17 protein-coding genes are annotated in these 13,434 nt (G+C 40.5%); 2 read left to right on the top strand and 15 right to left on the bottom strand.

Annotation, left to right across the window (positions count from 1 at the left end; translation table 11 throughout):
• Nucleotides 1-80: 80 nt before the first annotated feature.
• Nucleotides 81-629 carry a tRNA (cytidine(34)-2'-O)-methyltransferase gene (locus tag ACLN19_RS00355; protein ID WP_413381792.1) on the bottom strand — a complete coding sequence of 183 codons (549 nt, stop codon included), beginning with the start codon at nucleotides 627-629 and terminating at the stop codon, nucleotides 81-83.
• 293 nt (nucleotides 630-922) lie between these two features.
• Between ACLN19_RS00355 and trkA the strand changes: the two genes are divergently transcribed.
• Together trkA and ACLN19_RS00345 are read left to right on the top strand one after the other, a co-directional pair.
• Nucleotides 923-2,272 (top strand): Trk system potassium transporter TrkA, encoded by a 1,350-nt coding sequence (gene trkA, locus ACLN19_RS00350; RefSeq protein WP_413381789.1) that lies wholly within the window; start codon nucleotides 923-925, stop codon nucleotides 2,270-2,272.
• Nucleotides 2,273-2,280: 8 nt separating this feature from the next.
• Nucleotides 2,281-3,720: a TrkH family potassium uptake protein gene (locus tag ACLN19_RS00345; RefSeq protein ID WP_413381786.1), complete on the top strand. Its 1,440-nt coding sequence runs from the start codon at nucleotides 2,281-2,283 to the stop codon at nucleotides 3,718-3,720.
• Nucleotides 3,721-3,732: 12 nt separating this feature from the next.
• Here ACLN19_RS00345 and yidD read toward each other — a convergent pair whose 3' ends face one another.
• The 14 genes from yidD to ACLN19_RS00275 all read right to left on the bottom strand — a co-directional run bounded on the left by yidD (nucleotide 3,733) and on the right by ACLN19_RS00275 (nucleotide 13,429).
• A complete protein-coding gene (gene yidD, locus ACLN19_RS00340) occupies nucleotides 3,733-3,987 on the bottom strand; it encodes a membrane protein insertion efficiency factor YidD (protein WP_413381783.1) in 255 nt (84 codons plus the stop codon).
• Nucleotides 3,987-4,709, bottom strand: a complete 723-nt coding sequence (locus ACLN19_RS00335; RefSeq protein ID WP_413381780.1) for a pseudouridine synthase — start codon at nucleotides 4,707-4,709, stop codon at nucleotides 3,987-3,989. The genes yidD and ACLN19_RS00335 overlap by 1 nt, the downstream gene beginning before the upstream one ends.
• Nucleotides 4,696-5,277 carry an SMC-Scp complex subunit ScpB gene (scpB, locus tag ACLN19_RS00330; protein WP_413381777.1) on the bottom strand — a complete coding sequence of 194 codons (582 nt, stop codon included), beginning with the start codon at nucleotides 5,275-5,277 and terminating at the stop codon, nucleotides 4,696-4,698. The genes ACLN19_RS00335 and scpB overlap by 14 nt, the downstream gene beginning before the upstream one ends.
• A gap of 1 nt (nucleotide 5,278) precedes the next feature.
• Complete coding sequence (locus tag ACLN19_RS00325; RefSeq protein WP_413381774.1) at nucleotides 5,279-6,010, bottom strand: segregation/condensation protein A; 732 nt, start codon at nucleotides 6,008-6,010, stop codon at nucleotides 5,279-5,281.
• A gap of 1 nt (nucleotide 6,011) precedes the next feature.
• Complete coding sequence (xerD, locus tag ACLN19_RS00320; protein ID WP_413381771.1) at nucleotides 6,012-6,788, bottom strand: site-specific tyrosine recombinase XerD; 777 nt, start codon at nucleotides 6,786-6,788, stop codon at nucleotides 6,012-6,014.
• Nucleotides 6,733-7,212, bottom strand: coding sequence for a cyclic-di-AMP-binding protein CbpB (cbpB, locus tag ACLN19_RS00315; protein WP_413381768.1), 480 nt, complete (start codon nucleotides 7,210-7,212; stop codon nucleotides 6,733-6,735). The genes xerD and cbpB overlap by 56 nt, the downstream gene beginning before the upstream one ends.
• Nucleotides 7,209-7,727 carry a metallophosphoesterase gene (locus tag ACLN19_RS00310; RefSeq protein ID WP_413381765.1) on the bottom strand — a complete coding sequence of 173 codons (519 nt, stop codon included), beginning with the start codon at nucleotides 7,725-7,727 and terminating at the stop codon, nucleotides 7,209-7,211. The genes cbpB and ACLN19_RS00310 overlap by 4 nt, the downstream gene beginning before the upstream one ends.
• On the bottom strand, nucleotides 7,709-8,671 hold the full coding sequence (locus ACLN19_RS00305) for a nucleoside-triphosphate diphosphatase (protein ID WP_413381762.1): 963 nt from the start codon (nucleotides 8,669-8,671) through the stop codon (nucleotides 7,709-7,711). The genes ACLN19_RS00310 and ACLN19_RS00305 overlap by 19 nt, the downstream gene beginning before the upstream one ends.
• The gene (gene racE, locus ACLN19_RS00300; protein ID WP_413381759.1) at nucleotides 8,668-9,462 is read right to left on the bottom strand and encodes a glutamate racemase; all 795 of its coding nucleotides are present in this window, start codon (nucleotides 9,460-9,462) and stop codon (nucleotides 8,668-8,670) included. The genes ACLN19_RS00305 and racE overlap by 4 nt, the downstream gene beginning before the upstream one ends.
• A gap of 147 nt (nucleotides 9,463-9,609) precedes the next feature.
• Nucleotides 9,610-9,852, bottom strand: coding sequence for a YneF family protein (locus ACLN19_RS00295; protein ID WP_413381756.1), 243 nt, complete (start codon nucleotides 9,850-9,852; stop codon nucleotides 9,610-9,612).
• Nucleotides 9,853-9,975: 123 nt separating this feature from the next.
• Nucleotides 9,976-11,223, bottom strand: coding sequence for a diaminopimelate decarboxylase (locus ACLN19_RS00290; protein ID WP_413381753.1), 1,248 nt, complete (start codon nucleotides 11,221-11,223; stop codon nucleotides 9,976-9,978).
• A 124-nt stretch (nucleotides 11,224-11,347) separates the two neighbouring features.
• A complete protein-coding gene (locus ACLN19_RS00285) occupies nucleotides 11,348-12,037 on the bottom strand; it encodes a Bax inhibitor-1/YccA family protein (protein WP_413381750.1) in 690 nt (229 codons plus the stop codon).
• Between the two features lie 112 nt (nucleotides 12,038-12,149).
• A complete protein-coding gene (locus tag ACLN19_RS00280; RefSeq protein WP_413381747.1) occupies nucleotides 12,150-12,653 on the bottom strand; it encodes an HD domain-containing protein in 504 nt (167 codons plus the stop codon).
• Between the two features lie 35 nt (nucleotides 12,654-12,688).
• Nucleotides 12,689-13,429 carry a TrmH family RNA methyltransferase gene (locus tag ACLN19_RS00275; protein WP_413381744.1) on the bottom strand — a complete coding sequence of 247 codons (741 nt, stop codon included), beginning with the start codon at nucleotides 13,427-13,429 and terminating at the stop codon, nucleotides 12,689-12,691.
• Nucleotides 13,430-13,434: the final 5 nt, after the last annotated feature.

Raw genomic sequence — 13,434 nt, 5'->3', positions numbered from 1 at the left:
ATATCTTTATCTTAACAGAATCGCACCTTGATTTCAATAAGTTATTTTCGAAAAATAGTTTATTTTTTTTTTTTTTAATTTTACTTTAATTTATCGTTGTGATAGTGATGACTAAGCTCCAAATGTGGGAAGGATTGCTGACGCAATGCTTCATAGACAATCATGCAGACTGTGTTTGACAGATTGAGACTTCGGACATGCTGGTCATTCATGGGGATACGCAAGGCAGCCGCTCTATAATCGCGCATAAAAGATTCTGGAAGCCCCTTATCCTCACGTCCAAAGATAAAATAGTGGTTTTGACCATCAGCATAATGTTCTTGTGAATACACCTTATCAGCAAACTTACTAATCAGATGTAGCTGACCATCACAGGCTTTTAAAAAGTCCTCCAGACTATCATAAAAACTAATGTCTAACTTATCCCAATAATCAAGCCCTGCACGCTTCATTTTTTTATCATCAATGGGAAATCCCATGGGACGAATAATATGGAGAGGACTGTTAGTAGCAGCACAAGTACGTGCGATATTGCCCGTATTGGCTGGGATTTGTGGCTCAAAGAGCACGATATGATTCACATTATTGTCTGTGCGGTGCTCTTTTTGGCTCATGGCTTCTAAATTCATCGCTTTTCCCCTTTTTTGGCATATAAAAACCACATTGCCCGGAGTCACGCTCAGCAAACAATGTGGTTGTGGTTGCTCGTTACCTTAAATCATAACAGGTTTGATTTAAAACAACGAATCGTTGTTACCATTATATCATGTCTTTGCTATCTGTCAATGCTTTTAGCTTATTTTTTTAGCTGAAACTGTTTTCTTATTTCTTCTATTTTAACGACAATGCAAACAAAAACAGGCTTAACTTATTGCATTTTCCTAGAAAAATAGTATCATAGAAGGATAGCTCGGAGGTAACTATGAAGATTATTCTTGTTGGTGGTGGTAAAGTCGGTACTGCCCTTTGTCGCTCACTTGTCGGTGAAAAACATGATGTCATTCTCATCGAGGAAAAGGAGGCTGTGCTAAAGCGGCTAACGAAGCGCTATGATATTATGGGGATCGTCGGAAACGGTGCTAACTTCAAGATTTTAGAACAAGCGGATGTTAAAGATTGTGATATTTTTATTGCGCTTTCTGACAAGGACGAAGTCAATATGATTTCTGCCGTTTTGGCTCGTAAAATGGGCGCTAAAGAGACCATCGTACGTGTTCGCAATCCTGAATACTCAAATCCCTACTTCAAGGAAAAAAATGTCCTTGGCTACTCAATGGTCGTCAATCCTGAACTGCTTTCTGCACGCGCTATCGCCAACATCGTTGATTTTCCTAATGCGCTTTCAGTCGAGCATTTCGCAAATGGGCGTGTCATGCTTATGGAGTTTAAAATCTCGCCAAATAGCCGCTTATCAGGGCTTAGCCTGAGCCAGTTTAGACGACGCTTTGGCAACATTGTCATCTGTGCTATTGAGCGCTCAAATGACATTATCATTCCAAATGGTGATGTCATTATTAAAGAAGGTGATACTATTTTCGTGACAGGAAGTCGCTCTGAGATGGTCGGTTTTCACAATTCAGTCAAATCCAAAATCGTAAAAAATATGATGCTAGTCGGAGCTGGACGTATCGCCTATTACCTACTTAATATTTTAAAAAATACCAATATCAGCTTAAAAATTATCGAAATAAACCGCCAACGTGCTGAATGGTTTAGCCAAGAATTTCCTCACGTCAATGTCGTCCATGGTGATGGCACTTCTAAAAATATCCTCATGGAAGAAAACGTGACCAAGTATGATGCTGTGGCGACCATGACAGGTGTCGATGAAGAAAATATCATCACATCTATGTTTTTAGAGTCACTTGGTGTTCCTAAAAACATCACCAAAATCAATCGAACCAGTCTCCTCGAAATTATTGACCGCAAGGAAGTCTCCACCATTGTCACTCCTAAAAATATCGCAGTGGACAGTATCATGCACTTTATCCGCGGGCGCTATAACGCCAAAGATTCTAACTTAGAGTCACTCCACCACATTGCAAATGGGAATATAGAGGCCTTAGAGTTTGAAATCAACGAAGCCAATCCAACCATTGATAAACCGCTATCTCAAGTCACCCTCAAGCCCAATATTCTCATTGCAGCCATCATCCGCCAAGGTAAAACCATCTTCCCAACAGGAGAAGATGTCTTAAAATGTAACGATAAAATTATCGTTATCACCCTTTTAGAAAACATCACAACGTTTAGTGATTTAATTGCGAGGTAAGCCTAGTTATGAATAGAAGTATGGTACGCTATCTCCTATCCAAATTACTCCTCATCGAAGCCACACTACTTTTTGTACCGTTAATCGTAGCGCTCATCTACCAAGAACCCCTACAAAATCTCCTTAGTATCATCATGACCATCATCATACTGCTCTTAATAGGCGGTATTGGTGTTCTTATCAAGCCCAAGGACCATCATATCTACACACGTGAAGGAATGCTGATTGTAGCCCTTTGTTGGATTTTATGGTCTTTCTTTGGAGCCTTACCTTTTGTTTTTTCAGGACAAATTCCAAGCTTGATTGATGCTTTTTTTGAAACAAGTTCAGGCTTTACCACTACTGGCGCTACTATCTTAGCTGATGTTAGCGTACTATCACGCTCCATGCTCTTTTGGCGCAGTTTTGCTCATCTTATCGGAGGGATGGGCGTGCTTGTTTTTGCGCTTGCCATCATGGAAAATAGCCGTGGCAGTTTGCTTGAGGTTATGCGTGCAGAAGTTCCTGGACCAGTCTTTGGTAAAGTCGTCTCTAAACTAAAAGAGACTGCACAGATACTTTATATTTTGTATCTTGTCATGTTTGCTATTTTTACAGTGCTTCTTATCCTTGCTGGGATGCCTATTTTTGATAGTTTTATCACTGCTATGGGAACAGCTGGAACAGGAGGTTTCGCCGTCTATAATGACAGCATGTCCCACTACAACAGCTCTTTACTAACCAACCTTGTCTCTGTCGGCATGTTAGTTTTTGGGATTAACTTTAACCTCTACTACTTTTTACTCCTGCGTAAGGTCAAGATGTTCTTTAGTGATGAAGAGCTGCGCGCTTATCTTGCCATTGTCTTTGGTGCAACAGCACTAATTGCCCTCAATGTCCTTGGTATGTATGACCACTTTTTTGACGGTTTAGAAAAAGTCTTTTTTGAAGTTTCCACTATCGTCACAACCACTGGTTTTGGTCTTACAGATGTTATCCATTGGCCTATGTTTTCACAATGCATTTTACTGCTTCTCATGTTTATCGGAGGCTCAGCTGGCTCAACAGCTGGAGGTTTTAAAGTGATGCGTGTCCTCATGCTCTCTAAAATCTCACGCAATCACATCCTCTCGACACTCTATCCCAATCGTATCTTATCCCTTCATATCAACGATACGGTGATTGACAAAGAAACACAGCGAAATGTTCTTCGGTATTTGGCGACCTATATTATCGGTTTTGTCATTTTATTGCTCTTTTTAGCGCTTGATAGTAATGATTTTATGGTCGTCTTTAGCGCAGCAACCTCTAGTTTCAACAATATCGGACCGCTTTTAGGGACCACAGATACCTTTGCTATCTTTAGCCCTTTTTCAAAAGTCCTTCTCTCTTTTACCATGATTGCTGGACGACTTGAGATTTACCCAATTATCCTTCTCATGCTACCCAAAACATGGTCAAAAGTCTAAAAAACACCCCAATCACTTGGAGTGTTTTTTATCTTGTCTTGAGCGTCTCAAGGTGAAAACATCAGGAACTGGGTCATCTCCTCCTGCGACAAAAGGATGACAACGCAGTATTCGAGATAACCCCATTAACAGACCTTTTAAACCATGCTTTTCCAAAGCTTCAATCATATAAGCTGAGCACGTAGGACGATAACGACACGTCGCTGGAAAAAGAGGTGATAAGTAGCGTTGGTAAGCTCTCACCAACCAAATGCAAAAATCTCGCATTAGTTTTTAGTAACAGCAGCATTATGCAACTGACTAATTTCTTTTTTGCTAAGACGTCTTGACTCTCCTGGCTTTAAGCCTTTTAAATCAAGGGTACCAAAACGAATTCGAGAGAGCTTATTGACCTTTAAGCCCACAGCCTCAAACATCTTTTTGACCTGATGATTGCGTCCCTCATGAATGGTCAACTCTACTAGGGAGCGATTTTTATCACGCTCTACTTTAATGATATTATAGTGAGCTGGTTTTGTTTTTTTACCGTCAATATCGACTCCTCTAGTCAAGGGACGTAGATTATCCTTTGTAGCGATACCATCCACACGCGCTAAATAAACCTTATCAATCTCATTACGCGGATGAATCATCTTATCTGTAAAATCACCATCATTGGTCAATATCAACAGCCCAGAAGTATCCCAATCCAAGCGCCCAACAGGGTAGATGCGCTCCGTTACATTAGGTAAAAGGTCTATGACAGTCTTTCTTCCCACATCATCTGAGACACTTGAGATGACATTTCGTGGTTTGTTTAAGAGATAATAGACTTTTTCTTCATTGTAGATAGGTGTCCCTGATACCTCTACCTTATCACCTGACTTGACTTGTGTTGCAAGCTCTCTCACGACCTGACCATTGATTGTGACCAATCCTTGTTTAATTAGCTCTTCTGCTTTTCTACGACTAGCAATACCTGCATGAGCGATGTATTTATTGATTCTCACTTTCGTCACCTTCTTTCAACTCATCAACTGTAAATAAACTCAATTCCTCATCTTGATTGAGCTGATGCTCAACTGCAATCAAGTCATCTAACTGATTGATGCCAATATAATCTAAAAAATAATCGGTCGTCACATAGAGTTTTGGACGTCCAAGGACCTCTTTTTTCCCAGCTTCTTTAATCAAACCAAAAGCCAGAAGCTTGCTAATAGCACCGCTCGAATTAACCCCACGAATCTCATCGACCTCAACACGTGTCAAAGGCTGCTTATAAGCAATGATAGTCAACACCTCTAAGCTAGCTCTTGAGAGACTTTGGTGGATGGGAGATTTTGAAAACTCTTTTAGCAAATCAGCAAACGACTCCTTAGTGACCAATTTATAAGTTTTTGAAGTCTCTATCACACACAAGCTACTCAGCTCATCTGCCTGATACTTTTCTTGTAATTTTTCCAATTGTTGTAGCAAAGCTGATGGTGTCAAGTGTAGTAATTCTGCTAATTGGCGTAAGCTCAGACCTTCTTCACCAGCTACAAAAAGCAGGGCTTCAATTTGTGCTAAATACTCCATCTTACACCTCCACCTCCCTTAGCTCTTTGGCTTCATACAACATGAGATAAATATTCTCAAAGTTCTTCTCTTGTCTAACGACAATCTGCTGGCGCTTCATCATCTCTAAACAGGCTAAAAAAAGGGTAATCTTCTCTGCTTTAGACTGACACTCCTCAAATACAGCCTGCAATAACAATGGCTTGCTGTCAGAGAGCTTAGTGTCTAATCGTCTCATCATATCCTCAATACGATAATCCTCACGTGCCACTACGGTCTGTGAGTTTTTCTTCTGTTCAGCCTGATTAGCAAGAAGTTTTGAGAAAGTCAAAAATAAGTCCATAACCGTCTTGTCTTGTCTGAGTATTACATCTTCTAAAATCAACTCTTCTGGTGGTTTAGTATAAAACTTTGAGCGCTCTTGATGCTGATCTAATAAGCCCTGACTTAAGAGCTTAAAGCGTTTATATTCTTCAATCTGACTGAGCAATTCCTGCTCCAAATCTTCCTCGACAGGTACTTCTTTAGGCATGGTTGGCAGAAGTTTCTTACTTTTGATTAGCATCAACTGACTAGCCATCACCATATAATCACCAGCAATTTCTAACTTCATAGCTTGCAAAGTAGCAATATAAGCAAGGTACTGCTCAATAACCTCTACAATCGGCACATCATAGATGTCCATTTCATACTTTGACACCAAATGCAATAACAAGTCAAGTGGGCCTTCAAAATCTTTTAACTTAATATCCATTTTAAAAATATTTCTCCACTGTTATGGCACTTTGTAAGCCTAGCTGACGAGCAATCGTACTAGCACTAAGACCCGCTTCTTTTTCGTGCAAGATATATTGTACCCTAAGGCTTTTCGCACTTTCTTCTTCTAGGCCGATAGACACTAAAAACGCTCGTAATTGCTTAAAATACCACTGACGTGAGTAGGCCTTCCCTTGATGTGAAAAAAGATAAGGCTTCGTGTTAGATAGCTGTTTCGACAGATAAGGTAGCAATTCTTCTTTGACCTCAAGCACACGCAACCGCATCAAACGTACAAGACGAATGGTTTTAAAGTCAAGGCTTATATCCTCACACTTTAGATCGGCCAATTCTGCTGGTGTCAAGCCCAACTCTATCATAAGTAGGGCAATCAATTGCCCTACTTTATAATCCGTCTCTTGATAAAAAAGGGACTTGTCTATCAGTTGAGGAGACGTCTCTTCTCTGACAAGACGTTTTCTTACCTGTAATCTATAAGCCTTTAAAATGAACTCTTTCTCATAGAGAAACCAGAGAAATTGATTGACGGTTGATTGCTTACGCTTGGCGACAGAGGGCGCTTGACCATCCAAAAAACTCTCATAAAGGCGTAATTTGTCTGGGCTTATCTCACCCCTTGTCACTGTGATAAACTGCTCTAAGTCATAGCCATAACTTTTTTGAGAATTTAAGGATAGAGACTTACCCTCTAAAAAAGTCTCAATGGCTCTCTGTAGCGTCTTTTGCGATAATGTCATAATCATTTGTAAAGTCATGTAATAAACTATTGACAGCTTTTAAAATGGATTTACGTGTGATAATCCCTTGAAATAGCCCCTTTTCATCCACAACAGGTAAAAAAGGATAATCAACAAGCTGATGCATAATCGTCGTTAAGTCTGCATCAACAGCTACTGGCTTGATATGGGTGTTAACCATCGGTGCAATATCACAGCCTGTAACTTCCCAATCAGATAAATGATTGGTCGCCTTATAATTTAAGACATCAGCAATACTAATCGTCCCCACATATGTCTTATCTTTAGTGATAACAGGGACTCTCGACAAGCCATTAGCCGTAAGCACCAAAAGCACATGATCAGCATTATGCGTATCAATAAAAATCGCCAGATCATCAGCGTCAATAAGATAGTGGTCTAGATGGGTAAGTAAAAAGTCTTCAAATGCTTTAGCAATCATCTACTAAACTCCTGAGATAAACGAGGATAGAGCTTGTGCTCAAGGGTATAAAAGTCAACCTTGATGGTCTTGTCATCAACAGACACCAAAGCATACAACTTTTCATTGACCTCACCACGAGGTTGTAGGACACTGCCTGGATTGATAAAAACAATGCCAGCTTCACGCCAAGCGCTCGCACGGTGTAGATGCCCATATAGACAAATATCAGCCTGCGCTTCTTGAGCAAATAAGGCTAGTCTATCCCACATAAAATTGATACCGTAAAGATGCCCATGGGTCTGTGCAATGGTCACATCACCAAGCTTCACGACATTACTATCAGGATAACCATCATCATAATCACAGTTTCCACGAACAACATAGATACCATCCCAGACAGTGTCTGTGCTACTTAACTCTGAATCACCATTATGAAAAATAGCATCCACATCTCCTTGATAATGGTCTTTAATGGCCTTAACGACATCACGATCTTCATGCGAATCACTCATTACTACAAATTGTGTTGCCATTTAGGAAATACCTCCATCAATTTTTTTACTGCTAAACCTCGATGCGATTGAGCATTTTTTTCTTCTGCTGACAGCTGAGCAGCGCTACGTCCTGTTTCTCCAACTAAAAAGAGAGGATCATAACCAAAACCATTGTCACCTTTTGGACTAAAAGCAATATAGCCCTCCCAATCTGCTTCTACAACAAGGCTATCTCGCTTAGGCGCTGCAACGACTAATGTTGTGTGAAATTGGGCCGTGCGATCTTTAAGCTCAAAAACCATTGCTAGCTCGTGTAATAATTTGGCATTATTAGATTCATCTGTGGCTTTTGGACCTGAAAAACGTGCAGACCATACTCCAGGTAAGCCCCCTAAAGCATCAACTTTGAGGCCTGAATCATCAGCCAACACCATCTTACCTGTCATATTAGCAATCGTCTCAGCTTTCAAGCGTGCATTTTCCTCAAAGGTCATCCCTGTCTCTTCTACTTCTGGTAGTTCTGGATAATCATTTAGATTTTCGACCTTGATGCCAAGCTCTGCAAATAGACGTCTAAATTCTCTTGTTTTACCTTCATTTCGTGTAGCAATCAACAGCGTATCTCCAAAACTAGACGCCTCTCCAAAAAAGTCTTTTAAAGACACACCTTGCTTTGGCATATGCACTAATAATAGCTTATCTTTTTCACTAACCAAAACAGCTCCTTGGTGCTGCTTGACCTCTAGGGTACGATCCTCTAGCTCATTTAAGACACTAACGTAAAACCGAATCAAATTAAAAGCTGACTGATACTTAATGATGCCTACTGGCATGGGGTGCTCATGATTTTCTCCTGGGCTAAGACGGCAAAGCTCATCTAGGACAAGCTCTGCCTCACCGCTAGTTGCAAAGTGAAACATCTCTGCACCACCAGCTACATACCAGTCATTGTCGTCTTTGTATTCAAAAATTTTATTTGTCATAACTCTACATGCTCCACATTGATAGCTACACCCATCCATTCTTCAGCAATTTCTTTAAAACCCTTAGGACTTGCTGTCGTGTAAAAACGATGCTTTGGTTGGCTGGCTTTTCGCTCACGATTGATTTCAAAATAATTTAATAAAACAGAGATATCATGCACAGTCTCTGCACCACTATCGATAAGCTTAACAGATGGTCCCATCACATTTTGGATAATCGGACGAAGTAAGGGGTAGTGTGTACAACCCATGATTAAGGTATCAACACGACCAACCAGAGGTGCTAATGTCTCATAAACCACTTTTTTAGCGACACTAGAGGTCATCTGATTAGACTCCACAATAGGGGCAAACTTAGGACATGACAAGCTCTCAACCCTCATGTCAGGGGCTAACCTTTGAATTTTCTCTCTATAAGTATCTGATTGGATAGTCATAGGGGTACCAATTATCCCTATTTTCCCAGCTTTTGTTGACTTAATAGCTGCGCTAGCTCCTGGTAAAATCACACCCAAAACAGGTATAGACAGCTTATCCTTAATCTCCTTCCAAACGACAGCCGTTGCTGTGTTACAGGCGATCACGATCATCTTGACCTGTTGGGTCATCAAAAAATCTACCATCTGCCAGGTATAAGCTCGAATCTGCTCAGCTGGTCGTGGTCCGTAAGGCGCACGCGCCTGATCTCCGATAAAAACAATCTCTTCTTCTGGCAGCTGCTTAAACATCTCCTTGACAACAGTCAAGCCACCAACTCCAGAATCCAAAAAACCTATGGGACGATTATCCATACCTTCTCCTTACCTAGCTAATCCTCTTCAAAAAAGAGCCCGAGACCCTAGCCCCAAACTCTCTCATCATCTGAGCAAAGCTAGACCATCAATGGTGTCGTGGACGCTCACTCATTTACCTTACTAACATCTCAGCTTATGATACACTTATTTCTTGGCTTTGCTAGCCGCTGCTTTTGATTGTCTGATGATGTTGCGGTAAGTTTGTTGAATTTTTGCTTCACTTGGTTTTTGTCCCATCTGGCTCATCATTTCACGAATAGCATCTGGTGTCAGGCGAGGATATTCACTAATTTCTTTTGTAAACTGACGGCGAGCCAGAAAAATACCTCCCACAGCCCCTGCAAAAAGAGCTACAATAATCAATAAAATCCAAAGTGCAGTTGTCATCTTGAACATTCTCCTATATAAATTCTCCTAACCATTATATCAAAATAAGCGCTAGGAGACAAGAAAAGCCTAGCTATCCTAGCTAAGATAAAAATAATCCTAGTCTACACTAGGATTATCCTCTTAGTCAAAATCATGGCCATATAAGGTCGCAAAATAATCATCAGCTGTCTCTGCTCGACGAATCAGCTTACCTTTGTCATCTTCTGTCCATAAGACTTCTGCTGAACGCAAACGTCCGTTGTAATTATAGCCCATCGAAAAGCCATGTGCGCCCGTATCATGAATGATTAAAAAGTCACCTATTCTTGCCTGTTCAAGCTCTCTATTTTTAGCGAATTTATCGTTATTTTCACAAAGAGAGCCAACCACGTCGACAGTCTCTAGTGTACCCTTGGGATTTGAAATATTGGTGATATGATGATAAGCATCATACATTGCAGGACGTAGTAAATTAACCGCACAAGCATCCACACCGACATAACGGCGATAAGTATCTTTTAAGTGCAACACCTTAGTCACCAAATGTCCATGACTAGCTAGCATATAGCGTCCAAGCTCTGTATAAATACTGATATGACCTAAGCCCTTAGGGACTAAAATCTCGTCAAAGGCCTTATGGACCCCTTCACCAATCAAGGCAATATCATTTTGCTGATTCGAAGGACTATAGTCAACACCAATACCACCTGATAGATTGATAAAATCAAGAGAGATCCCCACTTCTTCTTTAAGTTCACAGGCCAACTCAAATAGTTGACTAGCTAAAGTTGGGTAGTAGTCATTTGTCACTGTATTTGACGCTAAAAAAGCATGTAAACCAAAGGATTTGACGCCTTTTTTTCTGAGTTCTTGATAACCTTTGAAAAGCTGTGCCTTAGTCATACCAAACTTAGATTCTTCAGGATGGTCCATAATAGCTGTCCCTAAACTAAAGACACCCCCTGGATTATAGCGTAGTGATACTGTATCTGGAAGTCCAGCTGCTTCCTCTAAAAAGGCAATATCCTCATAAGCGTCTAGATTGATAGTTGCGCCAATCTCTCTAGCATATACAAACTCTTCTGGGCGTGTATTGTTTGAAGTGAAGCTAATCTCGTCACTTGAAAAACCAACTTTGTGGCTCATCAAAAGCTCTACATCCGTTGCACAATCAACACCACAGCCTTCTTCTTTTAAGATGCGTAAAATAGTAGGATTAGGAGTGGCTTTGACAGCGAAAAACTCTTTAAAGCCCTTATTCCATGAAAATGCCTTATTGAGCGCACGGGCAGTTTGTCGAATCCCTTTTTCATCATAGAGATGAAAGGGTGTTCTAAATTGATTAGCTAGTGCTTCTACTTGTTCTTTGGTTACAAAAGGTGTCTTCATCACATCTCTCCTCCAGCACATAATGCTATCATTATACCATAAAAATACAGAAGATATAGCCTTTTTCCTAAAAAATCTGAAAATTCCTTCAAATAGCAAAAAAGCTGGGGTCCCCAGCTTTTTATTAGTCGTTTCGCGCAAATAAACGCAGCAAGTTTAAAAAGAGATTGATAAAGTCTAAATAAAGACTAAGTGCCATCGAGATAGCCCATCCATCTGTTACCTGACCTCTGTTGGACTGATAGACACGCTTAATCATCTGATTATCATAAGCAATCAAGCCTGAAAAGATAAGGACAGATAACAAGCTAATCACATAACTCATCATACTACTATGAAAGAAGATATTTAACAAACTAGCGATAATAATCCCAATCAACAGCCCCATAGATGCCTTTGCAATACCTGATAAATCTTTTTTGACAAAAACACCAATCAAAGCCATCACAAAGAACAAACCAGCAGCAGACAAGAAGGCTTGTAGAACAACTGCTTGCGTGTAAGCCGCAATGATAAAGCTAAGCGTAAAGCCATTTAGGGCCGAATAAACTAAAAAGAGTGGCAGAGCTGCAGGGGTATTTCGACGCGCTGCATTGCTTGCCAAAAAGACCAAAGCCAACTCGACAATAATCGCGCCATAATAAAGCATAGGACTTCTTGTGCTGATAGCGATGAGATTGTCTGTAAAGACAAATAACATCAAATAAGACACAAAGGCTGACAAGCCAATACCCATACCAACCAAGCCATAAATCTTAGCAAAAAAGCGGTTCAATCCAGCATCTGTCTGACTGTAAATCACATTATCATTCATGATAAATCCCTCCTCATTAGACTTAACATAGTGCTTATTATTCTACCATAAGTTAGGTGTAAGGACAAAGAAAAATATCAAAAAGAATCTAGGCACTCGTCCTAGATCCTCTCTAACGGTGGTGGCTACCTAAGAGCTTACGACTATACTGAACAGGCTTTTTAAACCATTTTTTAAGTGGACGAGAGGCCTCTCTAACTGCCCAATACTTATCCACCAAAGTCACAATATAGGCTTCCTTATAACGGGGAGGCGCAATAGTAGCTCCCCACATGTGTTTTAAAATGATATCTTCTTCACGCTTATTAAGAACGGTCAATTTTTTCGCATTTCTAACAGCAATTCTAGGATGTACCCAAGCATGCCCTTTATTGAATTTTGTGGTGCGCCAGTCATAGTAGAAAAAATCATGCAACAGCCCACCACGTGCTGTACTTCTAGCATCCCAACCAAAGCGTTTGGCGATTTTGTAGCTCGTATAGCTGACATTGATAGAATGCTCCAATCGTGTCGAGTGATGATGCTGGACGATATGCTCTAACTTTTGAAAACGGGGATGGGCAATCAAATGTCCAACATGTGACATAAATTCTTTATCATATTTATAAGATTTCATCGCAATCACCTCTAACACTATTATACCATCTTTACTTAAAGGAGTCTGAACATAAGGATACCTGCAGCTACGGCAACATTGAGACTCTCAGCCTGACCATACATAGGAATATGTAACAGCTTATCAGAAGCTTCTATGACGCTTTGTGAAATGCCTTTTCCTTCATTTCCCATCACAAGAGCAAAGGGAACTTTCGGACTGACCTCTCTATAGTCAACCGATACCTCTGACAGAGTCGTTGCCAAGATACTGACTTCTCTTTGTTTAAGCTCTTGTAGCAACTCAGACATAGCACGACGGTAAATCGTCAAATGAAAATGACTGCCTTGCATAGACCGTAGGGTCTTTGGATTGTAAATATCGGCTGATTTATCAGATAAAATAACCGCATCAAATCCTGCTGCGTCGGCTGTTCGCACCATCGTTCCAAGATTGCCTGGATCTTGGACATCTTCTAGCACCAATAGACGATCTAACGTCGTTAGGTCCCACTCGTTAGAGGGCATTTCAACTTCCGCTATAACACCTTGAGGTGTAGGCGAATCACTAAGCTCTCTTAACACCTCCTCAGACACCAAAACAAGCTCTTTGATATCGTGACAACGCTCTTTATAACACTCTAGCGTAAACACACGGCGAAGAGTCGCTTTGGCTGCTATGGCTTCCTCTAATAAGTGCCATCCTTCAATCAAGTAAGAATCCTTACGATACTTTTTTTGATTTAATTTTTTAGTTTGTTTCACCAATGCATTGGCTTTCGATTGAATCACTATCATATTGC

The sequence above is a fragment of the Streptococcus lishijunsis genome (genome assembly GCF_047290665.1).
Lineage (GTDB): Bacteria > Bacillota > Bacilli > Lactobacillales > Streptococcaceae > Streptococcus.
The sequence above is the reverse complement of the archived record's forward strand: the minus strand, read 5'-3'. Positions and strand labels throughout refer to the sequence as shown.

What these genes read in the sequence shown, in the direction of transcription:
- racE (WP_413381759.1), bottom strand. Translation starts at nt 9,462, where the DNA reads ATGGATAATCGTCCCATAGGTTTTTTGGATTCTGGAGTTGGTGGCTTG.
- ACLN19_RS00275 (WP_413381744.1), bottom strand. Translation starts at nt 13,429, where the DNA reads ATGATAGTGATTCAATCGAAAGCCAATGCATTGGTGAAACAAACTAAA.
- scpB (WP_413381777.1), bottom strand. Translation starts at nt 5,277, where the DNA reads ATGGAGTATTTAGCACAAATTGAAGCCCTGCTTTTTGTAGCTGGTGAA.
- ACLN19_RS00355 (WP_413381792.1), bottom strand. Translation starts at nt 629, where the DNA reads ATGAATTTAGAAGCCATGAGCCAAAAAGAGCACCGCACAGACAATAAT.
- ACLN19_RS00295 (WP_413381756.1), bottom strand. Translation starts at nt 9,852, where the DNA reads ATGACAACTGCACTTTGGATTTTATTGATTATTGTAGCTCTTTTTGCA.
- ACLN19_RS00310 (WP_413381765.1), bottom strand. Translation starts at nt 7,727, where the DNA reads ATGGCAACACAATTTGTAGTAATGAGTGATTCGCATGAAGATCGTGAT.
- ACLN19_RS00280 (WP_413381747.1), bottom strand. Translation starts at nt 12,653, where the DNA reads ATGAAATCTTATAAATATGATAAAGAATTTATGTCACATGTTGGACAT.
- xerD (WP_413381771.1), bottom strand. Translation starts at nt 6,788, where the DNA reads ATGACTTTACAAATGATTATGACATTATCGCAAAAGACGCTACAGAGA.
- ACLN19_RS00345 (WP_413381786.1), top strand. Translation starts at nt 2,281, where the DNA reads ATGAATAGAAGTATGGTACGCTATCTCCTATCCAAATTACTCCTCATC.
- cbpB (WP_413381768.1), bottom strand. Translation starts at nt 7,212, where the DNA reads ATGATTGCTAAAGCATTTGAAGACTTTTTACTTACCCATCTAGACCAC.
- ACLN19_RS00290 (WP_413381753.1), bottom strand. Translation starts at nt 11,223, where the DNA reads ATGAAGACACCTTTTGTAACCAAAGAACAAGTAGAAGCACTAGCTAAT.
- ACLN19_RS00325 (WP_413381774.1), bottom strand. Translation starts at nt 6,010, where the DNA reads ATGGATATTAAGTTAAAAGATTTTGAAGGCCCACTTGACTTGTTATTG.
- trkA (WP_413381789.1), top strand. Translation starts at nt 923, where the DNA reads ATGAAGATTATTCTTGTTGGTGGTGGTAAAGTCGGTACTGCCCTTTGT.
- yidD (WP_413381783.1), bottom strand. Translation starts at nt 3,987, where the DNA reads ATGCGAGATTTTTGCATTTGGTTGGTGAGAGCTTACCAACGCTACTTA.
- ACLN19_RS00285 (WP_413381750.1), bottom strand. Translation starts at nt 12,037, where the DNA reads ATGAATGATAATGTGATTTACAGTCAGACAGATGCTGGATTGAACCGC.
- ACLN19_RS00305 (WP_413381762.1), bottom strand. Translation starts at nt 8,671, where the DNA reads ATGACAAATAAAATTTTTGAATACAAAGACGACAATGACTGGTATGTA.